This is a genomic window from Polyangiaceae bacterium (assembly GCA_020633235.1).
Lineage (GTDB): Bacteria > Myxococcota_A > Polyangia > Polyangiales > Polyangiaceae > JACKEA01.
On sequence record JACKEA010000008.1, the window covers coordinates 426,574 to 448,191 of the forward strand.

Consider the following 21,618-nt stretch of genomic DNA (forward strand, 5'->3'; position numbering starts at 1 on the left):
CCTCAAGCCTCCGCCGTGCGATAGGGGCCGTCGTCACGACGGCGCCGCGACGGGACAAAACCCGCCGCGCGCGTCGCGACCAAGGCGCCAATGCCGATCAGCACCACCACCGCGGTGACCAGCCCACCGATCCAGGGCAGCGAAGAGAGCACCAGATAGCCGAAACAGCCGATGGCGAGGTGCACGTAGGCGTTGGGTGTTTTGTGGTGTGCCAGGGCGCCGCCGGCCGTGGCCAGCACCGCTGCGATACCTGCATACGTTCCGAAGGCGCCCAACAGCGCTGCGATGACCGCCAGCGGGATGCCGATGATGGTCACGCACAGCACGACGACGAGCACGCCGAAGACGATGACGCCGACGACTCCGAGCGCGAAGGTCCGCATCGGGCGTGCGGCGATCTCCTTCTGCATCGATTCCATGCGCCGCGTGGCCAGCGCCAGGAGCACCGCGCCGAACACGAACAAGAGCGCGGTGCGAGTGATGGCGCTGCCGACGTCGCGCAGGGTGCGGGTGAGCGAGAAGCCGCCGTCCTCGCGGGAGCTCACGTCGCCGCCGATCTTCGCGGACTTGCCACGCCGTAGTCGACCACCGAGAACGCCCACGTCGCCGTCCACGCGAGCGCCGTCCTCCACTTCCAGCGCCCCGCCCAACACGGTGGCGTCGCCCTTCACGCGGGCACCGTTGCGCACCACCGCGCTGCCGCCCATCACGCTGAGGTCGCCGGTGACGGTGCCCAGCACGTCCGCGTTGCCACCCATCACGGTGAGGTCGCGCACCACCTCGTTCTTCTCCACTCGGATGTTGCCTCCGGTGACGGTGCGATCTTCGCCTTGCTTCTTCAGCACGCCGCCCGCCTCCTCGGCGGGCTTCGCCGCGGAGGCCACCGGCGCTGCGGGCTCGTCCGGCGCCGGCTTGATGGACAGCAGCGTGCCGTCACGGTGCACCACGTAGCGGCGATCCGACAGCAGCAGCTCGAGCACCTTGTCGGCGGGCTGATCCTTCACGTGGACCTCCACCGGCTCCTTGCTCGCGCCCTCTACCACGATGCTCCAGCCGGCTTCGTCGGCCAGCTTCTTCAGGGCATCGCTGCGAGGTACTCCGTCGAAGGAGAGGCTGACCTTGGGAACGTCACCCTTCCAGTCTCCCGTGCGCTCCACTTCAGCCAGCGCCGACGCAGGCCAAGCGCAGGCCAACGCCAAGAGCCCGGCGATCACAATGCGCATCATCGCTGTCCTCCTTCCCAGGCAAGCTCTCGCGGGGCCAGCTTGGCGACCGCCAGTCCGACGACCATCAGCACCACCGCTGCGCCGCACCATCCCGCCGCAATGACCATGGAATCACTGCCGAACGCGGAAGCGACGCCGTGCACTGCCATGGGCACGGCGCGCAACGCGAAGGACGGCAAGGTCCTGAGCCACAGCGGCAGCTCGAGAAGCAGCGGCAGCGCGCCGAGCGCGGCAAGCACCAGCGCGCCGGCCATGGCCGCCCACGGCAAGCGCAGCTCGGCCCGCACCTCGGCGAAGGCCTGCTGCGTCGCGGCCGCGAGCAGCAAGCAGTCCCCCAGCCGCGAGTGGCATGGGTCACAGGCGTCGAGGTGCGAAAGCGCGTCCGGCGGAATGATGGACGTCTCGCCGTCGGCGATGGCCGTGAGCGCCGTCTCGGCGAGATGCCCGTCGTCTTGCCAGACGAGCTCGGGTTCCAAATACGTCATGAGCTGACTCCATCGTCGAGGGCCGCCGCCATGGCGCGACGTCCCCGCGACACCCAAGTGCATACCGTGCCGATGGGCACGTCGAGGCGTTGTGCGATTTCCTTGTAGGCCAACCCCTCGAGGTGAAACATCTCGAGGACGCGGCGCTGATCGTCGGGCAAGGTGTCCAGGGCGCGCCGCACGCGACGAGCGCGCTCGGCGCGCTCGAGCTTCACGTCGGCTCCCGGCGCGGAGTCCGGCACGCGGTCCATCGCCGAGTCGTCGTCGTGGTGACGAGTGACGGCGCGGCGTCGCGCGCGCAGAGCGTCGAGCGCCACGTGGCGCGCGATGCCCACGACCCAAGGCCGGAGCGGTTCTCCGGAGCGCAGCCGGTGACGGCCTTCCATCGCGCGTCGCAGCGTCTCGCTGGTGCAGTCGTCCACGTCGGGGTCGAAGCGACCCCGTCGCAGCACTGCGGCGACGGCGGCACGCACCGCCCCCGTCAGCTCCTCGAGCTCGTGGGGGGGCGCTGGCGCCGCGAGCGGCGCTGGAGCGGGAGGCAGGGCCATTCCGAGCGAAAGCATCCTCACCCCACCTTTCGATGGCCGTGAGGGTCTTATTTCACGGATCTCAAGTGTCGGAAACCACGGCGAAAAATGCTCGGGCTGGGTTGAACCGCGCTTGGGCGGGAGCCAGCGCTCGGCGCACTGTGACCCCGGTGCGGAGCTCCGGGGTCGGGAGCGCGTGGCCGTCGGGGCTCGCCACCACCCGCACTTCCGGCGACAGCGCCCGCTCCCAGCTCGCCGGCTGGCTCACCACCGCCCAGCTGCCGTCTTCCAGCTCCACCACGGTCCCCACCGGCAGGGGGCCTAGAGCGCGCACCATCGCCACCAGCAGTGCCTCGTCGGTGTCCGGTAGCATCAACAGCTCCCCCAACGCTTCGGCGGGAGAGCGCCGCTCACCAGTGCGGGGCGCGATGCGGTCGACGAAGGTGTGAGCGAGGAACAGCAGCTGGGAGGCGACCAGCGGCATCAACGCGCCCTGATGCAGATCGCCGAGGCGTGCGGCCCGCTCCAGCCACGCTGCCTCGTAGCTCAGGGTCGCGAGCACCGAGCCGTCCACTCGCGGCGCGGCGAAGCCCGCCGCGGCGTTGGCCGCCGGGACCAACGCGTCGAGGGCATCCGGCAGCTGGTGGAAGGCACTCAAATCGATGCCCGCTGCCCTCGCCAGGCGAGCCCGCCCCGCGTCCAGACCCAACGCAGCCCGCGTGATCGTTCCCTGCGCTGCCTCGTCGGCACCCGCCGCGCGCGCCGTGGCCGCCGCCACGATGGCGGTGAGCACGCTGCGCGCGGCGTCGTCGTCCTGGGTGCCCGCCAGCGTGAGGAGCGGTAGGAGCTCTCCGGAGTGCTCCGCGATGCGTTGCGCCACCTCGTCGAGGGCGTGATGCGAAGAACGCAGCAGCACCAACGCGCAGGCGTAGATCTCGAGCTGCTCCTCGGGAGTCATTCGCTCTCCCGACGGCGATGGAACTGCTCGACGGCGCGACGAGCGGCGTCGCGCAGCTCTTGATTCGAGCCCCAGCGCTTGCGACTGAGCTGTTCCAGGACCTCGAGGGCTTCGTCCGACGTGGCGATGCGCCCGAGGAGATCCGCAGCCAGCATGCGCGTCTCCTGGTGGGAGCCGAGGGTGATGAGCTTGTCTTTGCGCAGGATCTCGAGGGCCAGGGTTTCGGCTCGGGCGGGCATGAGGGTGCCCAGGGTGTTCAGCGACTGCCGCCGCTCCTCGAAGCTCAAGTTCGAGAACCCTGCAGACTTGATGCGCAGCGCGATGAAGGGCCCGGCCGCGCGAACCTCGTGCCCTTGGATCTCGCGCAGCGTGCGGATCCGCGCGACGCTGCTGGGCTCGCCGTCGAGCACGGCCGCGAGCTCCTTGCGCAAGCGCTCGCCCGAGAGCCCTTCGAGCTGTCCCAAGGCTTCGATGCGAACCACCACGTGTGGGTTCTCGAAACCGCGCGCGACCGCTTCTTGCGCCGCCAGAGTATCGATGCGGGACAAGAGTCGCAGCATGACCAGCGCGGAGCGAGGCTCGTTCTGCGCCACCAAGGCGCCGAGTGCTGCCTCGTGGCCCGACATGCCGAACTCCAGCTGGTGAACTACCCGGGCTTGCAGCGCCGGATCCGTGAGCTCCGGCAGCGCGGTGGCCAGCGCCGCGGCGTGCTCGGCGTCGAGCAGCTCCACCAATCGCGTGAGCTGCTCCAGAGCTGCCTCGCTCCACCGACTGCGGATGCTCGCGGCGAGCAGAGAGCTCAGGGCCCGGGCCGACACCACCGCGTTGGCCGCGATGCGCTCGAGCTCGGGCAGCTCTTCGTCCGTGCCCACCAGCGAGCGCAGGAGCAACGCCGTCACGTCCAACGCCCGCTCCGGATCCGTCCCGCTCAGCTCACCCACCGTACGACGCATGGGAGCAGCCGTGAGCTCGAGGTCGCCGCGCGTGGTCTCGTCCGAGAGCGCGGCCGCCGCCACACACGAAAGCCGCGCCGGCTCCACCGGTTGAGCCAGCTCGCGGCCCAGGAGCGAGAGCATCGGGACGTTCGGATCCAGCACGTCGGCCGCGGTGCCGAGGGGATCCGTCTCCGCGCCCTGGGCCGCCGCCCAGCAGTCCTCCAGCTGAAAGCTGGTGTCGAACCGCGCCAAGGCGCTCACCCGCGAAAGCTCCTCGCGGATCAGCGCGCTCAGCTCCGGCGCCGCCGCATCCCACCACTTCGACGGCCGCGCGCTGACCGGGGGCGCGCCCTCCGCGCTGAACAGTCCGCGTTCCGAGGGGGGCTTCACGCTGTTCGGGAGTCGGATCAGCGGCGGCGCTTCCGAGGCGGCCGCCGCCGGCACCGTCGCTGCCAGCGGGCTCGCACGGCTGATGGTGGACAGCTCCGCCGCCAGCGGCAAAAGAGTAGCTACCTCGGCGTGCTCCGCCACGCTGGACAGCGCCGCCAGCGCCGTGCGCGCGTCGGAGTAGCGCTCGTGGGACGCGACGAGCAAGAAGCGATCGACGAGCTCGGTGAGCACCAGCGGCGCGCGCGGTGCGATCTCCGCGAGAGAGATCGGGCGCCGCGCGCGGGCACTGGCTGCCAGCTCGAGCTCCGTTCGTCCGTCGTATGGGGGCAGCCCGGTGAGCAGAAAGAAGGCCAGGGCGCCGAGCGACCAGACGTCCGCCGCGGCGTCCACCAGGGCCGTACCCAGCTCGGTTTCCGGCGCCGCGAAGGCAACCCACCGCGGCCAGCCGAGGCGTCGCACGCGCGCTGCTTCCGCGCGGAGACCGACAAAACCAAAATCCAGGAGCTTGACGCTCCCGTCGTCCATCAAAAAGACGTGACCCGGATGCAGCGCACCGTGCAGCGTGCCCTGAGCGTGGGCGCGAGCCAGCACCTCCGCGATGGCGTGGCAAATGCGAAGGCACTCCCGGGGCGCGAGCTTGCCCGGCCGGCGCGCCACCAGTGCGGCCACGCTCTCACCGGACAACAGCGGGCCGACGGCGAAGTGGCGGTCGCCCTCGCTGCCGACTTCCAGTGGCGGCGCGGTGTCCTCCGGCGCCACGTCCGGTGCCTGCGCCAAGAGCTCGGCAAAGCGCTCTGCCATGCTCTCCGAAAGCTCCGGGTGCAGCACGCGAAGCACCTGCTTGTCGCCGGCATCGTTCACGGCGGCGTAGGTGGTCGTGAGCGTGCCCGCAGTCAGCAGCGCTTCGATGGTCCTGCCACCCACACGTGCTCCGCGCTTGGCGTCGTCCAAGTCGCGAAGTGTAGATCAGGGCGGAAGCGGCGGGAAAATCGCTATCCAGCGGCGGCGGGCAAGATGACCGGCTCGCGAGCACCCACGCCGCGCCACCAGGGCTCGACGCCGTGGCTTCGGGCGGGCTCGAGGGCTGCCCCGAGCCGGGGGATGAATAGAGAAGTGTTTGTTGGCTCGGCGCGGGCAAGGAGCGTTTCGACCGGCTCGTCCCAGGCGTGGAGCGCGAGATTGAACGTCCCCCAGTGCACGGGCATCAGGGTGCCGCCGCCGAGCAACGCGTGCGCGGCGAGGGCGTTGTCGGGCCCCAGGTGGATCTGCCCCCAGGCCTCGTGAAAGGCGCCGATCTCGAGCAGCACCAGATCGAAGGGGCCGAGACGGCGGCGAATGAGGGCGTATTCCTCGGTGAGCCCGGTGTCTCCGCTGAAGAACACCGAATGGCGCGCCGTGCGGAGCGCCATTCCGGACCACAGCGTGAGGTTGCGATCGCGCAGGCCACGTCCCGAGAAGTGCTGCGATGGAGTGGCGGTGATCCAGAGCTCCGCCTGCGGTAGTCGGACCTGCTCCCACCAGTCCAGCTCAACGATGCGTTCCGCAGGGACGCCCCAGGCTTCCAGGTGTGCGCCCACACCGAGGGACGTGTAGAAGGGCACGCCGAGCTCCGCCAGCTGACAGATGCTGGGGTAGTCGAGGTGATCGTAGTGGTCGTGGGAGATCACGACGGCGTCCAACGGCGGCAGTGCGGAGACGGGCACGGGCGCGGGTTGAAAGCGCTTGGGTCCGGAGAAGGAGAACGGCGACGCGCGGGGGCCCCACACCGGATCGGTGAGCACGCGGACGCCGTCGATCTCGAGCAGCACGGTGGAGTGGCCGAGCCAAGTTGCGCGCAGGCCCGTCTCCGCGGGGCGCGCCCACACGCCGCGGGGATCCACACTGGGGAGCGGCGCGGGCGGAGAGCGCCGCTGCCCACCGGTGAGATACTCGCCGATGGTCGACCAGGTGGTGCCGGGGCGGAGCCCCGGGGACACGGCGGCGGTGTTGCGAAAGCCGGTCTCGTGCCACTGGGCGCTGGCGCTCATGCGCTCGAGGCGCAGGCCCGCGGCGCGACTACCAAAGGCGGAACCCGGCATACTCCAACATGTATGGCCGAAATCCCCGGCCGCAACCGTCGGGCTCACTCCCCCATCAGCACGAACACGTTTTTTGGATCGATCATCACGTGGTCGAAGCGCCCGGCGCCGCCGGAGAGGCTCGCATTCGAGCACCCACGAATGTGTGAGGAGAGCCAGAAAGGTCGCTCAGGAATGTGCGACGGGACCCCGGATTCTTCGGCTCGGCTGTCCGTCGTCATCCTGCGCCCTCAGGGGTCGGTGATTCGAGCCGATCCTTCGGGCATCATGGCTTTTGGAGGAGCCGATGGGGAAGAAGAACCGAGACAAGGAAGCGGACGTCGAGAAGCAGGATGGCGAACAGGGCGACGGCTCCAAGAAGCTCAAAACCAAGCGCTACGAGAAAGAGCTTCGCCGCTTGCAGATCGAGCTGGTCAAGCTCCAGGAGTGGATCAAGCACGAAGGCCTGAAGGTCGTCGTGATTTTCGAAGGGCGTGATGCCGCCGGTAAGGGCGGCGCCATCAAGCGCATCACGGAGTGCTTGAACCCGCGCGTGTGTCACGTGGTTGCGCTGCCGGCGCCGACGGAACGCGAGAAGACCCAATGGTACTTCCAGCGCTACGTGGCACACCTGCCCGCGGCGGGCGAAATGGTGATCTTGGATCGCAGCTGGTACAACCGCTCGGGCGTCGAACGCGTGATGGGCTTCTGCAGCGACGACGAGTACCGGGAGTTCTTGCGCTCGTGCCCGGAGTTCGAGCGCATGTTGATCCGCTCCGGTATCACCCTCATCAAGTACTGGTTCTCGGTGAACCCCGAGGAACAGGAGCGCCGCTTCCAGAGTCGTCTCAAGGACACCACCAAACGCTGGAAGCTGTCGCCCATGGACCTCGCGTCCCGCGAGCGGTGGGTGGAGTACTCCAAGGCCAAGGACGAGATGTTCGCCTACACGGACATCAAGCAAGCGCCCTGGTACGTGGTGGATGCGGACGACAAGAAGCGGGCTCGGCTGAACTGCATCAGCCACCTGCTCTCCATGATCCCGTACGAGGATTTGACGCCGGAGCTACCCAAGCTGAAGCCTCGGTTGCACGTCCGCGACACCATTTCTCCGGAGCTCGGCTACGTACGCCCGCCCATCTCGGACCAGACGTTCGTTCCGGATCACTACGGCAAGACCTGAGGCTTCAGCTCGAGCACTGCTCGAAGGCCGGCAGGTGGCGTTCTTTCGACACCTGCTGCAGGTGCAAGAAGACGCACTTCACGTCGTCCGGTAGCGACTGCTTCATGAGCTCGTCGTACAGGGCGATGTTCTTCTTCTCGGCGTCCACGCCCAGCTTGCACACGGCCTTGGCGTCCCCGAGCTTGGGCGGCGTGAAGCTCGGCCGCGCGGGCACCGCGTTGCCGTGGGTCTCGAGCACGTAGGTCAGCGCTTGGGCGTGGCGCTCTTCCATGCGCACCACGTTCGCGAGACGCACCGACATCAATTGAGTCCTTGCCGCTTGGTAGGTGGCCTGCGCTTGCCATTCGTCTTGCAAGGCGCGGACGACGGCCTTCTCCGTCGCCGCGTCCAGCGGCGTGCTGCCCACGTTGCACGCGGCGATGCCCGGGCCGATGCCGCCACCGCCGCCCGGCCCGCGACCCATGCCCATCCCGGGCCCCATGCCCATGCCGCCTTGGGGACCCATGCCCATGCCGCCCTGGGGCCCCATGCCTTGTCCCATGCCACAAGCGCCGGCACCCATGCCGCCGCCGAGACCGCGACCCATGCCTCGGCCGCCGCCCCGCGGACCCATGCCCTGTCTCAGGCCCATTCCGCGGCCAGGACAGTTGCCGCAATTGGCCGTCGCATTCTGCTGTTGGCAGGGACACGGCGCAGCCGCTTGGGGAGCTGCGGGCGCCGGGTCGTTGGCCGTGGTCTTCGGTTGTTCCTGAGCGGCACAGCCGAAAGCGAACAAGGCGACGGAGAACAAAGCACTGGGGCGGAGGAACGACGTCATGCCTCCGAGCGGAGCAATGATCGTACCGGGAAATCCTCACTCGACGGCGTCGGATTCCCGCAAGGCTTGCGAGGGTGTTCCCGCTTCGGTGCAGCTCCTGCGATTGGGCAAATTGTCGCAGAGGAACTGTCGGCACTCCTGCGCGAAGCGCTTGGGGAACTCCTCGTGGGCGAACAGCTTGGCCCCTTCGATCTCGACCAGGTCCGCGGGTCCCGCGAGCTGCTTCAACATCTGCCGTGCGTTGTCGATGGGAAAGAAGGGATCTTCCGGACCCCAGATCAAACGCACGGGTGCAGGGATCTTCGCGTGCAACGCCGGCATGGCCTCGGCCATGTCGAGCTCGATGTTCTTGGCGAGCAGCATCTGGCCCTGTGCCACACGCTTGGACTCGAGCAGCGGACGCACGAACAAGTCGAAGAACTCGCCGTCCACGAAGTGGGGATCGCGAAAGCAGCCGCCGAAGCCGAGCGCGGAACGGCGCACGGCGCCGATCCGCAACATGGACAGCAGCGCGGCGCTGCCAAGGGGCACGTTCGCCAGCGCCACGTACACCTTCACCTGCCAGGGAACGTGGGCCGGAACCTCGGTGTTGCCCAGCACCAACGCACTGACACGGTCGGGATCACCGGCGGCGACGAGCCGGGCGATCAGCCCGCCGCTGTCGTGGGCGATCATCGCGTAGCGTTCGAGGCCGATGGCGTCGATGGCGGAGCGCACCGTCTTTGCGTGCTCTCGCATGCAGATGCGCCGCGGTTCGGTCCAGGTGCTCTCGCCGGTGCCCGGTAGATCGAACAGGTGGCAGGTGAAGTCCGCCGAGAGCTCCGGCACGATGTGGCGAAACGTGGCGGAGTGCAGCGGCCAGCCGTGGATGAAGACCACGTCCGGGCCGCTCCCCACGCGGCGATAGGCGAGTTGGCTGTGACCGACGTCGATGAAGCGTGTTTCGTTCATGACGACAACCTGCAGCCCGTCCGCTCGGTCATCAATTACCCGACCGGGTAAGCGACACCCCGCGGCGCTGGGGTTACGGTGACGGCGTGACCAAGTCCAAATTGTTCCCGGCTCTGCTCAAGCACTGGCGCTCCTCACGCGGAATGAGTCAGCTCGATCTGGCGCTGAGCGCGGACGTCTCTTCGCGCCACGTGAGCTTCCTGGAGACGGGGCGCGCGTCGCCCAGCCGCGAAATGGTCCTGCGCCTGGGCGCCACCCTCGGTGTTCCTCTCCGTGAGCAGAACGCCATGCTCGTGGCGGCGGGTTTCGCCGAGGAGTTCTCCGAAGCCGAGGGCCTGCCCCCCGCCATCGAGCGCGCCCTCTCGCGCATGCTCGCGCAGCAAGAGCCGTATCCCATGGTGGTGATGAATCGGCTGTACCGGGTGCTGCGCTTGAACGGGGCCGCGGAGAAGCTGCTCGCGCGCTTCGTGGCCGAACCCGCTGCACTGGCGCCCCCGGTCAACGTGCTCGACATGGTGCTCGATCCGCGGCTGTGTCGACCCTTCATCCAAGACTGGGAGCACGTGGCGCGGGACGTGCTGGGTCGCCTGCATCGCGAGTCCTTGGCCAACCCGGCGGACGCGGACTTGTCCGCCCTGTTGGAGTCAGCGTTTCGTCACCCGGACGTGCCGGAGAGCCTGCGCCACCCGGACTTTTCCCGGCCCAGCGAGGCAACCCTGGCGTTTCGCGTCCGGCGCGGCGACCTGGCCATGGGCTTTCTGACGACGTTGACGGTGTTCAGCGCGCCGCAGAACGTGACCTTGGACGAGCTCCGTATCGAGAGCTACTTCCCGCTGGACGAAGCGACGGAGCGCGAGTGCCAGCGTCAGGGCTGATTCCGCGGCGAGCCAACATCAATCGTCACACGGGATGGTGCAGATGCAGATGTGATTGTCGAGGCACTTGAAGTTCTTCGGGCACGGCCCGGAGGTTTCGCACGCCATCGGGAATCCGCGATCGCCGCCGCACACGTCCCGGCACTTGGGCTTGCCGTCCTTGGCCGCGGTTCCGTCGTTCGCCGATTGATCGAAGTAGATGCCGGGAGCCGGCGCGCCCTTGGGCCAGGTGGCGGTGAGCATGCGGCTGCCCCGCTGAGTCCAGGTGAACGCGATCTTGGCGTTCATGCCTTGCCGCAAGGGCAGCACGATGGAGGCCACGCCCTTGTTCTCGTAGGTGAAGTACTCCGGATCCTTCTTGGTGGGCTCGCGGATGCTCACGGTTTGGATCTGCGGTCCGCTGCTCCCCGACGTTCGGCAGCTGACGCGCAGCCACTCCCGCACGCGCTTCGTCTCGCAGCCAAGCGGACCGGAGTGCCGAACGGTGATCTCGGAAGCGGCGTTCCACTCCGCGACGGTGGGCGGCTTGCTGCGCTCCGTCGGGATGCCCTGCGGCACGATCTCCTTGGCGATCTTTTCGATCTCCGGGTCCAGCGTGGCGGCGCTGGGTGCGGGCGCGGGCTCGGTGGCGCTGGGCGTGGGCGCCGGAGGCGTTGTGGAAGGCGCGGTGTCCGCGGAGCCTTGTTTGCAGGCGATGAGCGCGAGGAAGACCAGCACGAGGGCGACAGATCGGGTCATGACAGCGGACGGTAAGCTGCGTGCCCAGCCGCCGAAATGGATTTCGTCATTCCACCAGACGAAGCCCGACGGGTAGCTCGTCCCCGAAGAACTCCGCGCGATCGCTGTCGGCGATGGCGACCAGCTCCCGCACCATGCGCACCCACTCGGGGTCCGCGCCCTGGCGCTCGAGCTCCGCGGCCACGCGCTCCCGCACCGGGGCCGAGAGATCCCGCGCGCGATCCCCGCTCACGCGGGCCAGGTCCCGCGCCGCCCGGGGCGCCGCGCGCACCTCGTCCCACTTCTCGCGCAGGAGGTGGTCGACCCACCGCTCGGCTTCCTTGGCGGGCACCACGTTGTGGGCGCTGCCGTAGATGGGCACGCGGGCACCCAGGCGGCCGATGGCGGACCACAGCCGCGGGTTGCGATCGTTCCAGGTCCGCTCGATGAGCCAATTGCCGAGCTGGGCGCGCCGCCGTGCGGGCACCTGCTCCAGCGCCGCGGACAGCTCCAGCATCTCGTCGTGGGCCTGGGGCTTGAAGCCCTTCGGCTTCTTGCCGCCCTCTCCGGGCGGCGCCAGGAACGGATCGATGCGATCGCGAATGCGCACCTGGAGGTCTTCGGCCAGGCCGCCCGCGACGCGGCGCCAAGCGATCCAGAACTGCTGCCAGCCGCGCGCCTCGTTTGGAAACGAGAGCCCCTGCTCGAACAAGGGCGACAGGGTGCGGATGCGCTGTGGGTCCAGCGGGTGTCCGTAGCCCGGCCGGGAGGTGTAGCCCGCGAGCATCCACCACACGCGCTCGTGATCCGCGCTCCGGCGCCGCGCGGCGTGCAGCGGCCCCAGGACGTCGAACAAGGCCCGCGCGAGCTCGCCGCTCCAAGAGCCGCGCTCGCCCAGCGTCTTTTCCAGGTCGCGCCACAGATCCTTCACGGCGCGTTCCTTCACGTCGCTCTTGCTCTTGCCGAACACCCGGAGCACGAGCTCCTGCGCTTCGTCGAAGCGTGGGCCCTCGGGTCGTACGCTCACGCGCCCAGGGCGCAGCGACTTCTTGGCGACGTCTTCCGGAGCTTCGCTGGGAGTGTCCCCTCGGAGCTCGAACGCCAGCGCGAAGTGGCGCGGCTCCTTCGCATCGAGCTCCACGCAGGAAAGCTCGAGCGTGCCCACCGGCGACAGCTCGCCCTCCAGCGCCACGGTGACTTCCGCGCCGCTGGTCTGCTCCGCGCTGAAGCTGGTGGCGAGCGGCGGTAGGCGTTGGTGTCGCTCTTCGTCGAGGGTCACCACCTCGCCGGCCGCGTCCACCCGGGCATCGTCCGAGGCGTACAGCTCGAAGCGCACCGGGCGACCGATGCGCAGCGCGAGGCGCCGCCCCGAGGCGACGTGCCGCTCGCCTTCCTTCGCGCCACGCGGAACGACGCACACCGCGCGGCCTCCCTCGATGCCCAGGTAGTACCCGTGCGCGCTGCCGCCACCGATGACGATGCCATGGCCGCCGAGGGCGAGGCCGTAGGCCACCGCGCCGCGGGCGACGGCGAGATCCGGATCCGACTCCGGCAGCCGTGTCAGGCCGCTGCTGCTCCACGACGCGAGCATGCTCGTGACGCGATGAGCGATGCGTTCCGCGCGGAACAGACCGCCGTTGAGCAGCACCGCGTGGGGACCGTTCTCGCCTTCTGCGTGCCGCTGAAAGAACTGCGCAATGTGCCGCGTGATCGCCGGATCGTGCTCGTAGGGCAGACCGAAGGCGACCAGGCCCGCGCGGCCGCGCCCCGCTGCGGCGCCCTGTGCCACCGTCGGCAAGAAGCCGTCGAGCACGACGCGCTCCACTTCCGCGCGAGTGAGGCGCGTGCTCAAAGTGCCGCCGACCAGGGCGGAGCCGTGGCCGAGCACCGTCACCGGTGCGTCGTGCGGGGGCGCAGCGCCGAGCAGTGCCTCCTTGGCCCCGCGACACGCCAGTACCAGCTGGCCGAAGCGCTGGGGATCGAGCTTTTTGTCGCCCAGGCGCGATTCCGCCAAGTGGGCGAGCGCGAGGTCCATGTTGTCGCCGCCCAAGAGCAGATGGCGACCCACCGCCACGCGCGTGAGAGCGAAGCCGCCGTCGCTCCGCTCGATGCGGATCAACGTCAGGTCCGTGGTGCCGCCCCCGACGTCCACCACCAGGGCCAGCGCGTGGTCCCGCTCCTCGAGCAGTGGCGTCAGGGCGTCGGTCCCCAGTCGCGCCAGCGCATCGTAGAACGCCGCCTGCGGCTCTTCGAGCAGGCGCACCGTGAGCCCTGCCGCCCGCGCCGCTCGCAGCGTGAGCTCCCGCGCGACCTCGTCGAAGGACGCGGGCACCGTGAGCACGACCTGCTGCTCCGCGAGGGGCGCGTCGGGATGGGCGGCATCCCAAGCGCTCCGCACGTGCGCGAGGATGCGCGCGCTCGCCTCCACCGGAGACAGCCGCGGCAGGTCTTCGTCCTCGCTGCCCCAAGGCAAGATCGCCGCCGTGCGATCCACCCGCGAGTGACACAGCCAGCTCTTGGCGCTCGACACCAACCGCCCCGGCACTTCCTGTCCGCGCCGGCGCGCGAGCTCGCCGATCACCCAGGGCGCATCGCCCCACGGATCCGCCGCGGCTTCCCCCGCCACCGGGGCAAACAAGAAGGACGACAAAAGCGGTCGCGCCGCGAGCTCTCCGCTGCTCACCAGCTGCGGGATCGCGAAGACCTCCGCCTCGGCCCCCGCGCGCAGCGGCGCAGAGGCCACCACCGTATGGGTGGTTCCCAGATCGATGCCGACGACGAGGGCCACGCTGGGGATCTAACACGCCTCCCGAGCCGAGCTTTCCGGGATTATGTCGGTCCGGCGCGAGCCCCGTCGCGGAGCGCGGGCGCGTCACACTGACGCGCCCGCATCGTCACGTCACGGCGTGCAGGTCTTCGCGGCGCCGCCGGTGCACGTCTGCTGGACGCAACCGAGGTTCGGCGCGCCCTGCCCGAAGCTGGTCAGGTCCATGGCGAAGCCGCAGGTGCCGTCGGGATGGCAGCAGCCGGGGAAGTCGATGTTGCCGCCGCCCAGCGGATTCGCGATGGAGAACTGAGGACAGGTGCTGTCCGCGCTACCCGGCTGATCCAAGCCGTAGCAGCCCGGGTCGACACCGATGAAGCCGGACACCGTGGAGTCCACCACCAAGCCGCAGCCAGTGACTGCGCAGCAGGGCTGAAGCGTGATCACGCCCTGAATGCTGAGGCTGTTGCAGGTCGCGCTGCCACAGGCGATGGAACCCGCGCCGGCTTCCGTGGCAGGACCGCTGTCGGGAGTGCCCGCGTCCGAGGCGCCGCCATCTTGCGCCTGTCCGCCGGCACCGCCGGGATCGGAAGGTGCGGGCGAGCATTCATTCGCGACGCCGCCGGTGCCACCGCCGCCGGTCGCGCCGGTACCGCCGGTTCCTGCGCCGCCGGTTGCGGCCGTTCCACCGCTGCCGCCCGCGGCAATGCCGCCACCGCCGCCCGCGGCCGTGCCGCCCAGGCCCGAGTCCGCGCCACCGGTGGCGCTCGAGCCACCGCTGCCGCCGGAATCCGAGCTGCCACCACAAGCGATCGCCAGAATCGGCGTCACCGCGAACACTGCCGTCAACGTCACCAAGCGCCCAAGCTTCCGCATCCCAAAACCTCCGGCCGGGAGATTACGGCATCGTGGGCCGCGAGGACACCGCGACGAGCCAACAATAAAAATGAAAGGTGAGCGGAAGAGGGTCCTCAGCGGGCGCCGTAGTTGTGGCTGCTGGTCTCTTCGTTGCGATCCGTGGCGGGTGGCGGGGTGGGCGACAGTCGCGAGATCTCCCGCATCAGCTCCTCGGAAAGCACGATGTCCGCCGCACGGAGGCAGGGCTCGAGCTGGTCGAGATTGCGAGCGCCCAGCAGCGGTGCGGTGATGGCGGGGTTGGCGGCCACCCAAGCGATGGCGAGGCTGGCCGGGTGGTGGCCGTGGCGCTGGGCGATGCTGCGGAAGCGCTCGGCGATCTCGAAGTTGGACGCATCGCCGTAGCGTGTCTGGTACATCGCGTTGTCGATGATGCGGCCCTCGGACGGGCGCACCGCCACACCGTACTTGCCGCTGAGCAGTCCCCCCGCGAGCGGGCTGTAGCTGAACACGCCCAGCCCTTCCGCCTGGGCCAGTGGCAAGATCTCCACCTCCGCCTGGCGCTTGAGCAGGTTGTACATCGGCTGCATCGCCACGATGGGCGCGAAGCCATGGCGTTCGGCAACGCCCACGGCGCGGGCCGCTTGCCACGCGGAGAAGTTGCTCACCGCCGGGTACAAGATCTTGCCCTGCTGCACCAAGAGCTCCACCGAGCGCAGGGTGTCTTCCAGCGGCGTGACGTCGTCGAAGCGATGCAGGAAGAAGACGTCGATGCGATCCGTGCCCAAGCGCTTGAGGCTCGCTTCCACGGCGCGCACCAGGTGATAGCGCGTGGCACCGCGAGCGTTCACGTCCCCGGAGGTGGGGAAGTACGCCTTGGTGGTGAGCACGACTTCGTCGCGACAGGCGGAAACGAGCTGGCCGAGGATCTCTTCGGAACGACCGTGCACGTAGACGTCGGCGCAGTCGAACACGTTGATGCCCGCGTCCCTACAGCGCCAGAACAGCGCCTTGCTCGTGGCCTCGTCGGCGTCCCCGCCGAAAGACATGGTGCCGAAGGCGAGCTTGGAGACGCGCACGCCGGTGCGCCCCAAGAAGCGATACTCCATGCCCCAGCTTTCCGACTGAGAGCGCGGGGCGTCAATGCTTCAGAACGGCGTCGCGTTCCCCCGATGCGCTCGCGGGAGGCGTCGCGTTTGCGCGCCGCGATGCCAGAGCTCAGCGAAAGCGAAATGAGTCGTCGCTGGTGAGCTCGCGACGAAGCGCTTCGAGCACCTTTGCCGCTCCGGCGAGAGAATCTAGGAAGCCTATCCCGGAGGTGCACCCCGAGCCGGGCGCCCCGTGGCCGCCGAGGGCCGCGACGGCGTGACACCCGTCGCCGGGGCCGAACGGATAGGTCGCCGTGGCTGCAGCGAAGAGCTCATCCCAGTGGGCTTCGTCGGGGTGCTCGAGGAGCGGAAAACGCGAGGTTGAACTGAGACCTCCGTTTCCGCGCCGGACCAACAGGGATCAGCCCCGCACGCTGAGCTCGATCTTCCAGCGCTCGTCGGCGTTCAGTGGCTCGAAGGGCACGGCTTCCAGCAACAGCGTGCCCACGGCGGTGACCTGTGCCGAGAGCCGCACGGGCACCACGTCGCCCTCGGTTCGCCCTTCCGCGGGGAGCGTCACCTCGATGGGGGACAGCTCGTCGAGCTCGGAGGGGTCGTCGAGCTCCGCGCCCGCCGCGTCGTCGCGTCGCACGCTGGAGCCGAAGAAGCGGAAGCGCACTGGCTCGCCCACGATGAGCCCCAGCTCGTGGGGCGGAAGCTCCGCATGGGTGCCCTCTTCCATGCCGAAGGGCGCCACGCACAGCGCGACCACCGGCGGCTCGAAACCAGGGATGGCGGGCGCCGGGCTCTCGATGCCGACGTAGTAGGCGCGCGCGGTACCGCCGCGGATGCGGAGCCCGCGGCCCTTCTTCACCATGCCGAAGTAGGCGGCGCCGCGAGCCACGGCGAGCTCCGGATCGTCCCCCGGCAGTACTCGCGCGGCGGGCGCGCCGTCGGCGGCGAGCCACCCGTTCAACACGCCGAGCAGCCGCTGTCGTAGCGTCTTCGACTTCACCACGCCGCCGTTGAACAGCACCGCCGTGGGTCGCAAGAGCGCACCGCCGCCCTCCACCGCGCGCGCCTGCCGCGTGAGGAACGCCGCCAGGTGCTTCGTGATCGCGGGATCCGCCGCGTACGGCAGACCCAGCTGCGTGAGCCCCGCGCGAGCGCGCTTCGCCGGCAGCTCCGTGACCGCGCTCTCCGGGAAGAAGCCCTTTACCAGCACGGTTTCCACCTCGCCCCGGGTGAGCTCCGTGGAAAGGGTGGAGCCGAGCAGGCTCGAGCCCTTGCCGGCGATCGCGATGGGCACGGTGTGGACGCTGTCGTCCGAGAGCAATCGCTCCTTCGCGCCGCGACAGGCGTGGGAAAGCGCTGCCATCTGCCAGCGGTCCAGCTTGCCGAGCTTCTGGGCGAGCACGTGCGAGAGCGTGAGATCCATGTTGTCGCCGCCGAGCAAGATGTGATCTCCGACGGCAATGCGGCGTAGCGACAGCACGCCGTCACTCTCCTCCACGGCGATCGCGGAAAAATCCGTGGTGCCGCCGCCGATGTCGATCACCAACACCACGTCCCCGGGGGAGAGGTGCTGCCGCCATCCGTCCCCAACGCTCGCGATCCAAGCGTACAGCGCCGCCTGCGGCTCCTCGAGCAACGCCACGTCGTCGAGGCCCGCGGCGTAAGCGGCTTCCACCGTGAGGTCCCGCGCCGCCGCGTCGAAGGACGCAGGCACGGTGAGGATCACTTCCTGCTCTCCGAGGGGCGCGCCGTGCTCCGCCTGCCACGCCTCGCCCAGGTGGTCGAGGTAGCGGAACGACGCCTCCACCGGCGAGATCTTCTCCACGTCCTCCGGCGCTCCCGGCGGGAGGATCGCGCCGCGGCGATCTACGCCGTCGTGACACAGCCAGCTCTTCGCGCTCGACACCACGCGCGCCGGAGCTTCCAGCGCGCGCTCGCGGGCCAGCTCTCCCACGGCGAACCGCCGCCGCTCGTCCCACGGCAAGGGCAGCGCGCCCTCGCTCTCGTGAGCGAAGTACAAGAACGACGGCAACAGCGCTCGCGCGTCCAGCTGACCGCGGGCCACCAGCTGAGGCACCTTCAAGACGACGGGCTCTTCACCGTCCAGTGTGGCCGCCGCCGTGTGCGTGGTTCCCAGATCGATACCGACGACCTGCTTCACAGCTCGACCTCCGCCGGCGCCAGCACCTCGGCGCTGCCGTCACCCACCAGGGACGGCAGCTCGAGCTTCTCCAAGCGCCAGCCCTTGTGCCGCAGCACGCCGGTGAACGGCCCCGAGCCGGAGACGTTGCCCACCAGCTTCACGCTCGCGGGATCGTACCCCTCCGGAACAGTTACCTTGTCGCCCTCGTCCTCGCTGCGGATGGCGGCAATCTTCGCGTGCTTGGCCAAGGCCTTGCGACAGCCTTCGTGCACCACCCGCGCTGCGGCTCCGATGTCCGCATCGGAGAAGCCGGCCACGTCCTGCTGCAGGAAGTCCACCAAGCGTCCTTCTCGTTGCAGGAGCGAGAGCAGCTGCAACGCGGGCGTGACCTCGGGTGCCTTCTTCTTCTCCTCCACCGGTGGTGGCAGCTCCGGCATGCCGTCTCGCACGGCGTGGGCCCGCTCCGCGAAGGCGCCGTCGAAGAGCACCCGAAAGAAGCAGCCGAAGGCGAACACGATGCGCGAAAAGAAGGGCATGGCGGCGGGAGCATACGGTCCGAGGACCCGCTTGCCCATCCCCCCAACGGAGCGCTCCGGCGCTATGGTAGCGCGCCATGGCCGTACGCCTCGCCGACGTCCTCACGCTCTTGGATCGCATCGCACCCCTCCGCTTCGCCGAGCCCTGGGACAACGTCGGCTTGCTGGTGGACCCGACCTCCAGCAGCACGCTGGGCGTGTCGCGTGCGTTCCTCACCATCGAGCTGTCGGACGACGTGCTGGGGGAAGCCGTGGAGCGCCGCGCGGAGCTGATCATCGCCTATCACCCGCCCATCTTCTCGGGGCTCAAGCGCCTGCGTCAGCGAAACCCGGAAGAGCGCGTGGTGCTGCAAGCGATTCGCGCGGAGCTCCCGGTGTATTCGCCGCACACCGCGCTGGACGCCGCGCCGGGGGGCGTGAACGACTGGCTGGCGTCCGTCTTGGGTCGTGGGCGCGTAGAGCCGCTGCTGCGCTCCGCCGTCGGGGCTGCAGAGCTCAAGCTCGTGGTGTTCGTGCCGGCGGATCGCGCCGACGCGCTCCGAAATGCCCTCAGTGAGGAAGCCGGCGCCGGCGTCATCGGCAACTACTCCCACTGCAGCTTCAACCTGCTCGGCCGTGGCACCTTCTGGGGAAACGACCAGGCCAATCCGCAGGTGGGTCAGCGTGGTCACCTGGAAAGCGTGGACGAGCTGCGCATGGAAATGGTCTGCGATCGCAAGGCGCTACCGCGTGTGGCGGAGGTCATCCACCGCGTGCACCCCTATGAAGAGCCGGCGTGGGAGGCGTATCCCCTCGAACCCACGGCGCCTCCCGGCTTCGGCATGGGCCGTCTGCTCACCTTGGACGAGCCCGCGCCGCTCTCCGCGCTGGTCGATCGCGTGAAGCGCGGCCTGGGTCTCGCTCACGTGCGCGTGGCCGCCAGTCGCCGCCACCGCGAAGGCCTGCCGCTCCGCACCGCCGCCGTGTGCGCCGGCGCCGGTGGCTCGCTGTTCGAGAAGGCGCCGCCGGCAGACCTGTACCTCACCGGCGAGATGCGTCACCACGACGTGCGCGCCCGCGTAGCCGCCGGGCACACCGTGATCCTGTGCGAGCACACCAACACGGAACGCGGCTACTTGCCGCTCTACGCGCAGCGCATCGTGGAAGCGTCCGGAGGCGCCTTGAAAGTGATCCTCTCGTCCCGAGATCGAGATCCCTTCGAGACCGTGTGATCGTTTGATTGTTGGTCCGCCGCGAGCCCCGGCGCGTTACGGCGAATACTCGACGGCGCCGATGTCCGGCGTTCCCGAGATCGGGTTGCCGTAGAAGTCCGTTGTGCGTCCCGTCACGTCCATGCCCTGGTCCACCGCCGGGCTCGTCGCCGTGAGGTGGAAGTCGTTCTGCAGCGCGTTGACGAAGGCCGGGTCCGCCGGCGCGGGGCTCTGTTGATCGAAGCCGAGCCCGCTCCCCTGGTACGCGCTCCACTCCGTCATGTCCCAACTTCCGGGAGACGCGCTCACCAGCGTCTGGTCCGGGTGCTCCTGGTAGTACAGGTTGTGGTTCATGCTGCTGATGCCGCTCTCGGAGTTGCCCGAGAAGGTGACGCACTGCAGATGAAACTGACTCGAGGCGACGTTGCCGTACACGATGTTGTTGTCGAAGGACAGGTTCGTGGGCGAGCCGGACACGTTCACCATGCCGCGGTAGCCGGAGCTGGTGCCCAGCTGGCCGGCCTTCTCGTTCATGCCGTAGAAGGTGTTGTTGAAGACGGCGGTGTTCTGCACGTTGTGCAAGATCAAGAGCTTCTGTTTGATGTGCTTCACCACGTTGTTGTAGACGCGAAAATCCGTGAACGTCGCGGCTTCGCCCCACAGGTAGATGCCCATGCTGGTGAAGTCGTTGGGCGCGGCTTGCGGGTCGTCCGCCGGGTCGTCCCAGATGAAGTTGTTCCGGATGGTGAAGTTCTTCAGCGTGTCGTTCAGCGTGCTGCCGGCGGAGCCCGGCTCGCAGGAGATGTCCAGTCCCGTGGTGTGGAAGCCGTGGTAGAGCACGTTGTTCTCGATGGTGACGTTCTCGAACGTGAGGTTCGGATGAGAACGGCCATTGTCGAGATAGACGTTGTAGGAAATGTTGCGACGACCGCTGTCGTGGATCTCGTTGTTCCGCACCAGCATGTCGGAGTGCCACACCTGTAGCCCCATGGCGGCGCTACCACCCTGGATGCCGACGTAGCCCACGTGGCAGTTCTGGATGGTGAGGCCGCGGACCTCGTAGTCCATGGGCCAGCCGTCGTCGTAGCCGTACATGGTGGTGTACATCAGCTGAAGGCCGTCCAGCGTGACGTACTGCTGGGGCTGGTTGCTCTCCATGCTCACCGCCGCGCGCCGCTGCGGCACCTCCACGAACGCGTAGCGGTCGTCCGGATCTTCGGGGGCGTACACGTACACGTGGTCGTTCTGCCAGCACCAGTCGTACTCCTGTGTGAGCTGGGAGTAGCTCGAGCCGCAGGTCGGCACCGCGTCCGTCTGCTGCACACGCCCCCAGGTGGTGCCGCCGCTCTTCTCACCGAAGAAGATGCTGCTGGCCTTGCCCACGTTGGGCTCGTTCACGACGCTGCCGGATTGCCACACGTTGGCCGCGCCGCTCACGGCGGTGAAGTCCGTTGCTTGGGCAGAGCCGAGGATACGGGGCTTCGCTCCCTGGCCGTAGCTGCCAAAGGTGATGGGCGAGCCGTCGCTGCCGGACCAGGTGATCGAAAGCTCTTCGCGCCAGGTATCGCCGCGGCGGAACAGCACGTGGTCCCCCGGCTTCAGAGCCGCGCCGTTCACCTTCCCGATCGTCTTCCACGGCGTCGTCGGCAGTGTGCCCGTGGCGCTGTCGTTACCGTCACTCGCGACGAAATAGGTCTTCGCACCGCTGCACGCTCCGCAGCTCCCGCCGCCGCAGTCCACGCCGGTCTCTCCAGCGTCCACGTCGGCATAGCCGTTCGTGCAGCAGTCCTGGTTCGGGCAAGAGCCGCCGCAGTCCACGCCGGTCTCGTCGCCGTTCTCGGTCCCGTCCTGACACATTGGCGGCGCGTTGATCTGTCCGCCGCTGCCGCCCGTCGCACCGCCGCTG

General features: G+C 68.9%; 17 protein-coding genes and 1 pseudogene. 3 read left to right on the forward strand and 15 right to left on the reverse strand.

Annotation, left to right across the window (positions count from 1 at the left end):
- Positions 1-2: 2 nt before the first annotated feature.
- From H6717_37995 to H6717_38020, 6 genes are read right to left on the reverse strand one after another with little or no spacing between them, the layout of a single operon-like run.
- Positions 3-1,226 (reverse strand): hypothetical protein, encoded by a 1,224-nt coding sequence (locus H6717_37995; protein MCB9582894.1) that lies wholly within the window; start codon positions 1,224-1,226, stop codon positions 3-5.
- On the reverse strand, positions 1,223-1,711 hold the full coding sequence (locus H6717_38000; protein MCB9582895.1) for a hypothetical protein: 489 nt from the start codon (positions 1,709-1,711) through the stop codon (positions 1,223-1,225). The genes H6717_37995 and H6717_38000 overlap by 4 nt, the downstream gene beginning before the upstream one ends.
- Entirely contained in the window at positions 1,708-2,274 is a 567-nt protein-coding gene (locus H6717_38005) for an RNA polymerase sigma factor (GenBank protein ID MCB9582896.1), read from the reverse strand. Before H6717_38005 ends, H6717_38000 begins: the two co-directional genes overlap by 4 nt.
- A gap of 46 nt (positions 2,275-2,320) precedes the next feature.
- Positions 2,321-3,196, reverse strand: a complete 876-nt coding sequence (locus tag H6717_38010) for a hypothetical protein (GenBank protein ID MCB9582897.1) — start codon at positions 3,194-3,196, stop codon at positions 2,321-2,323.
- The gene (locus H6717_38015) at positions 3,193-5,472 is read right to left on the reverse strand and encodes a protein kinase (GenBank protein MCB9582898.1); all 2,280 of its coding nucleotides are present in this window, start codon (positions 5,470-5,472) and stop codon (positions 3,193-3,195) included. Before H6717_38015 ends, H6717_38010 begins: the two co-directional genes overlap by 4 nt.
- A 41-nt stretch (positions 5,473-5,513) precedes the next feature.
- Positions 5,514-6,548 (reverse strand): MBL fold metallo-hydrolase, encoded by a 1,035-nt coding sequence (locus tag H6717_38020; GenBank protein MCB9582899.1) that lies wholly within the window; start codon positions 6,546-6,548, stop codon positions 5,514-5,516.
- A 337-nt stretch (positions 6,549-6,885) separates the two neighbouring features.
- On the opposite strand from H6717_38020, the gene ppk2 reads away from it, so the two are divergent.
- The gene (gene ppk2 / locus H6717_38025; protein ID MCB9582900.1) at positions 6,886-7,761 is read left to right on the forward strand and encodes a polyphosphate kinase 2; all 876 of its coding nucleotides are present in this window, start codon (positions 6,886-6,888) and stop codon (positions 7,759-7,761) included.
- Positions 7,762-7,765: 4 nt separating this feature from the next.
- Here ppk2 and H6717_38030 read toward each other — a convergent pair whose 3' ends face one another.
- Together H6717_38030 and H6717_38035 are read right to left on the reverse strand one after the other, a co-directional pair.
- Positions 7,766-8,578, reverse strand: a complete 813-nt coding sequence (locus H6717_38030; protein MCB9582901.1) for a hypothetical protein — start codon at positions 8,576-8,578, stop codon at positions 7,766-7,768.
- Between the two features lie 36 nt (positions 8,579-8,614).
- Entirely contained in the window at positions 8,615-9,529 is a 915-nt protein-coding gene (locus tag H6717_38035; GenBank protein MCB9582902.1) for an alpha/beta hydrolase, read from the reverse strand.
- Positions 9,530-9,615: 86 nt separating this feature from the next.
- Here H6717_38035 and H6717_38040 point away from each other — a divergent pair, with 86 nt between their 5' ends.
- Complete coding sequence (locus tag H6717_38040; protein MCB9582903.1) at positions 9,616-10,404, forward strand: helix-turn-helix transcriptional regulator; 789 nt, start codon at positions 9,616-9,618, stop codon at positions 10,402-10,404.
- Positions 10,405-10,422: 18 nt separating this feature from the next.
- On the opposite strand, the gene H6717_38045 is transcribed toward H6717_38040, so the two are convergent.
- The 6 genes and pseudogenes from H6717_38045 to H6717_38070 form a co-directional block, all read right to left on the reverse strand.
- On the reverse strand, positions 10,423-11,142 hold the full coding sequence (locus tag H6717_38045; GenBank protein ID MCB9582904.1) for a hypothetical protein: 720 nt from the start codon (positions 11,140-11,142) through the stop codon (positions 10,423-10,425).
- Between the two features lie 46 nt (positions 11,143-11,188).
- Complete coding sequence (locus H6717_38050; GenBank protein MCB9582905.1) at positions 11,189-13,918, reverse strand: hsp70 family protein; 2,730 nt, start codon at positions 13,916-13,918, stop codon at positions 11,189-11,191.
- Between the two features lie 501 nt (positions 13,919-14,419).
- Positions 14,420-14,620 (reverse strand): annotated as a pseudogene (locus H6717_38055) (hypothetical protein).
- A gap of 236 nt (positions 14,621-14,856) precedes the next feature.
- Positions 14,857-15,849, reverse strand: a complete 993-nt coding sequence (locus tag H6717_38060) for an aldo/keto reductase (GenBank protein ID MCB9582906.1) — start codon at positions 15,847-15,849, stop codon at positions 14,857-14,859.
- 400 nt (positions 15,850-16,249) lie between these two features.
- Positions 16,250-18,004: an Hsp70 family protein gene (locus H6717_38065; protein MCB9582907.1), complete on the reverse strand. Its 1,755-nt coding sequence runs from the start codon at positions 18,002-18,004 to the stop codon at positions 16,250-16,252.
- Positions 18,001-18,561 (reverse strand): DUF2760 domain-containing protein, encoded by a 561-nt coding sequence (locus H6717_38070; protein ID MCB9582908.1) that lies wholly within the window; start codon positions 18,559-18,561, stop codon positions 18,001-18,003. Before H6717_38070 ends, H6717_38065 begins: the two co-directional genes overlap by 4 nt.
- 38 nt (positions 18,562-18,599) lie before the next feature.
- Here H6717_38070 and H6717_38075 point away from each other — a divergent pair, with 38 nt between their 5' ends.
- Positions 18,600-19,733 carry a Nif3-like dinuclear metal center hexameric protein gene (locus H6717_38075; protein ID MCB9582909.1) on the forward strand — a complete coding sequence of 378 codons (1,134 nt, stop codon included), beginning with the start codon at positions 18,600-18,602 and terminating at the stop codon, positions 19,731-19,733.
- Positions 19,734-19,769: 36 nt separating this feature from the next.
- Here the strand turns inward: H6717_38075 and H6717_38080 are convergent.
- The coding region (locus H6717_38080) for a right-handed parallel beta-helix repeat-containing protein (GenBank protein MCB9582910.1) at positions 19,770-21,618 on the reverse strand (1,849 nt) is incomplete at its 5' end.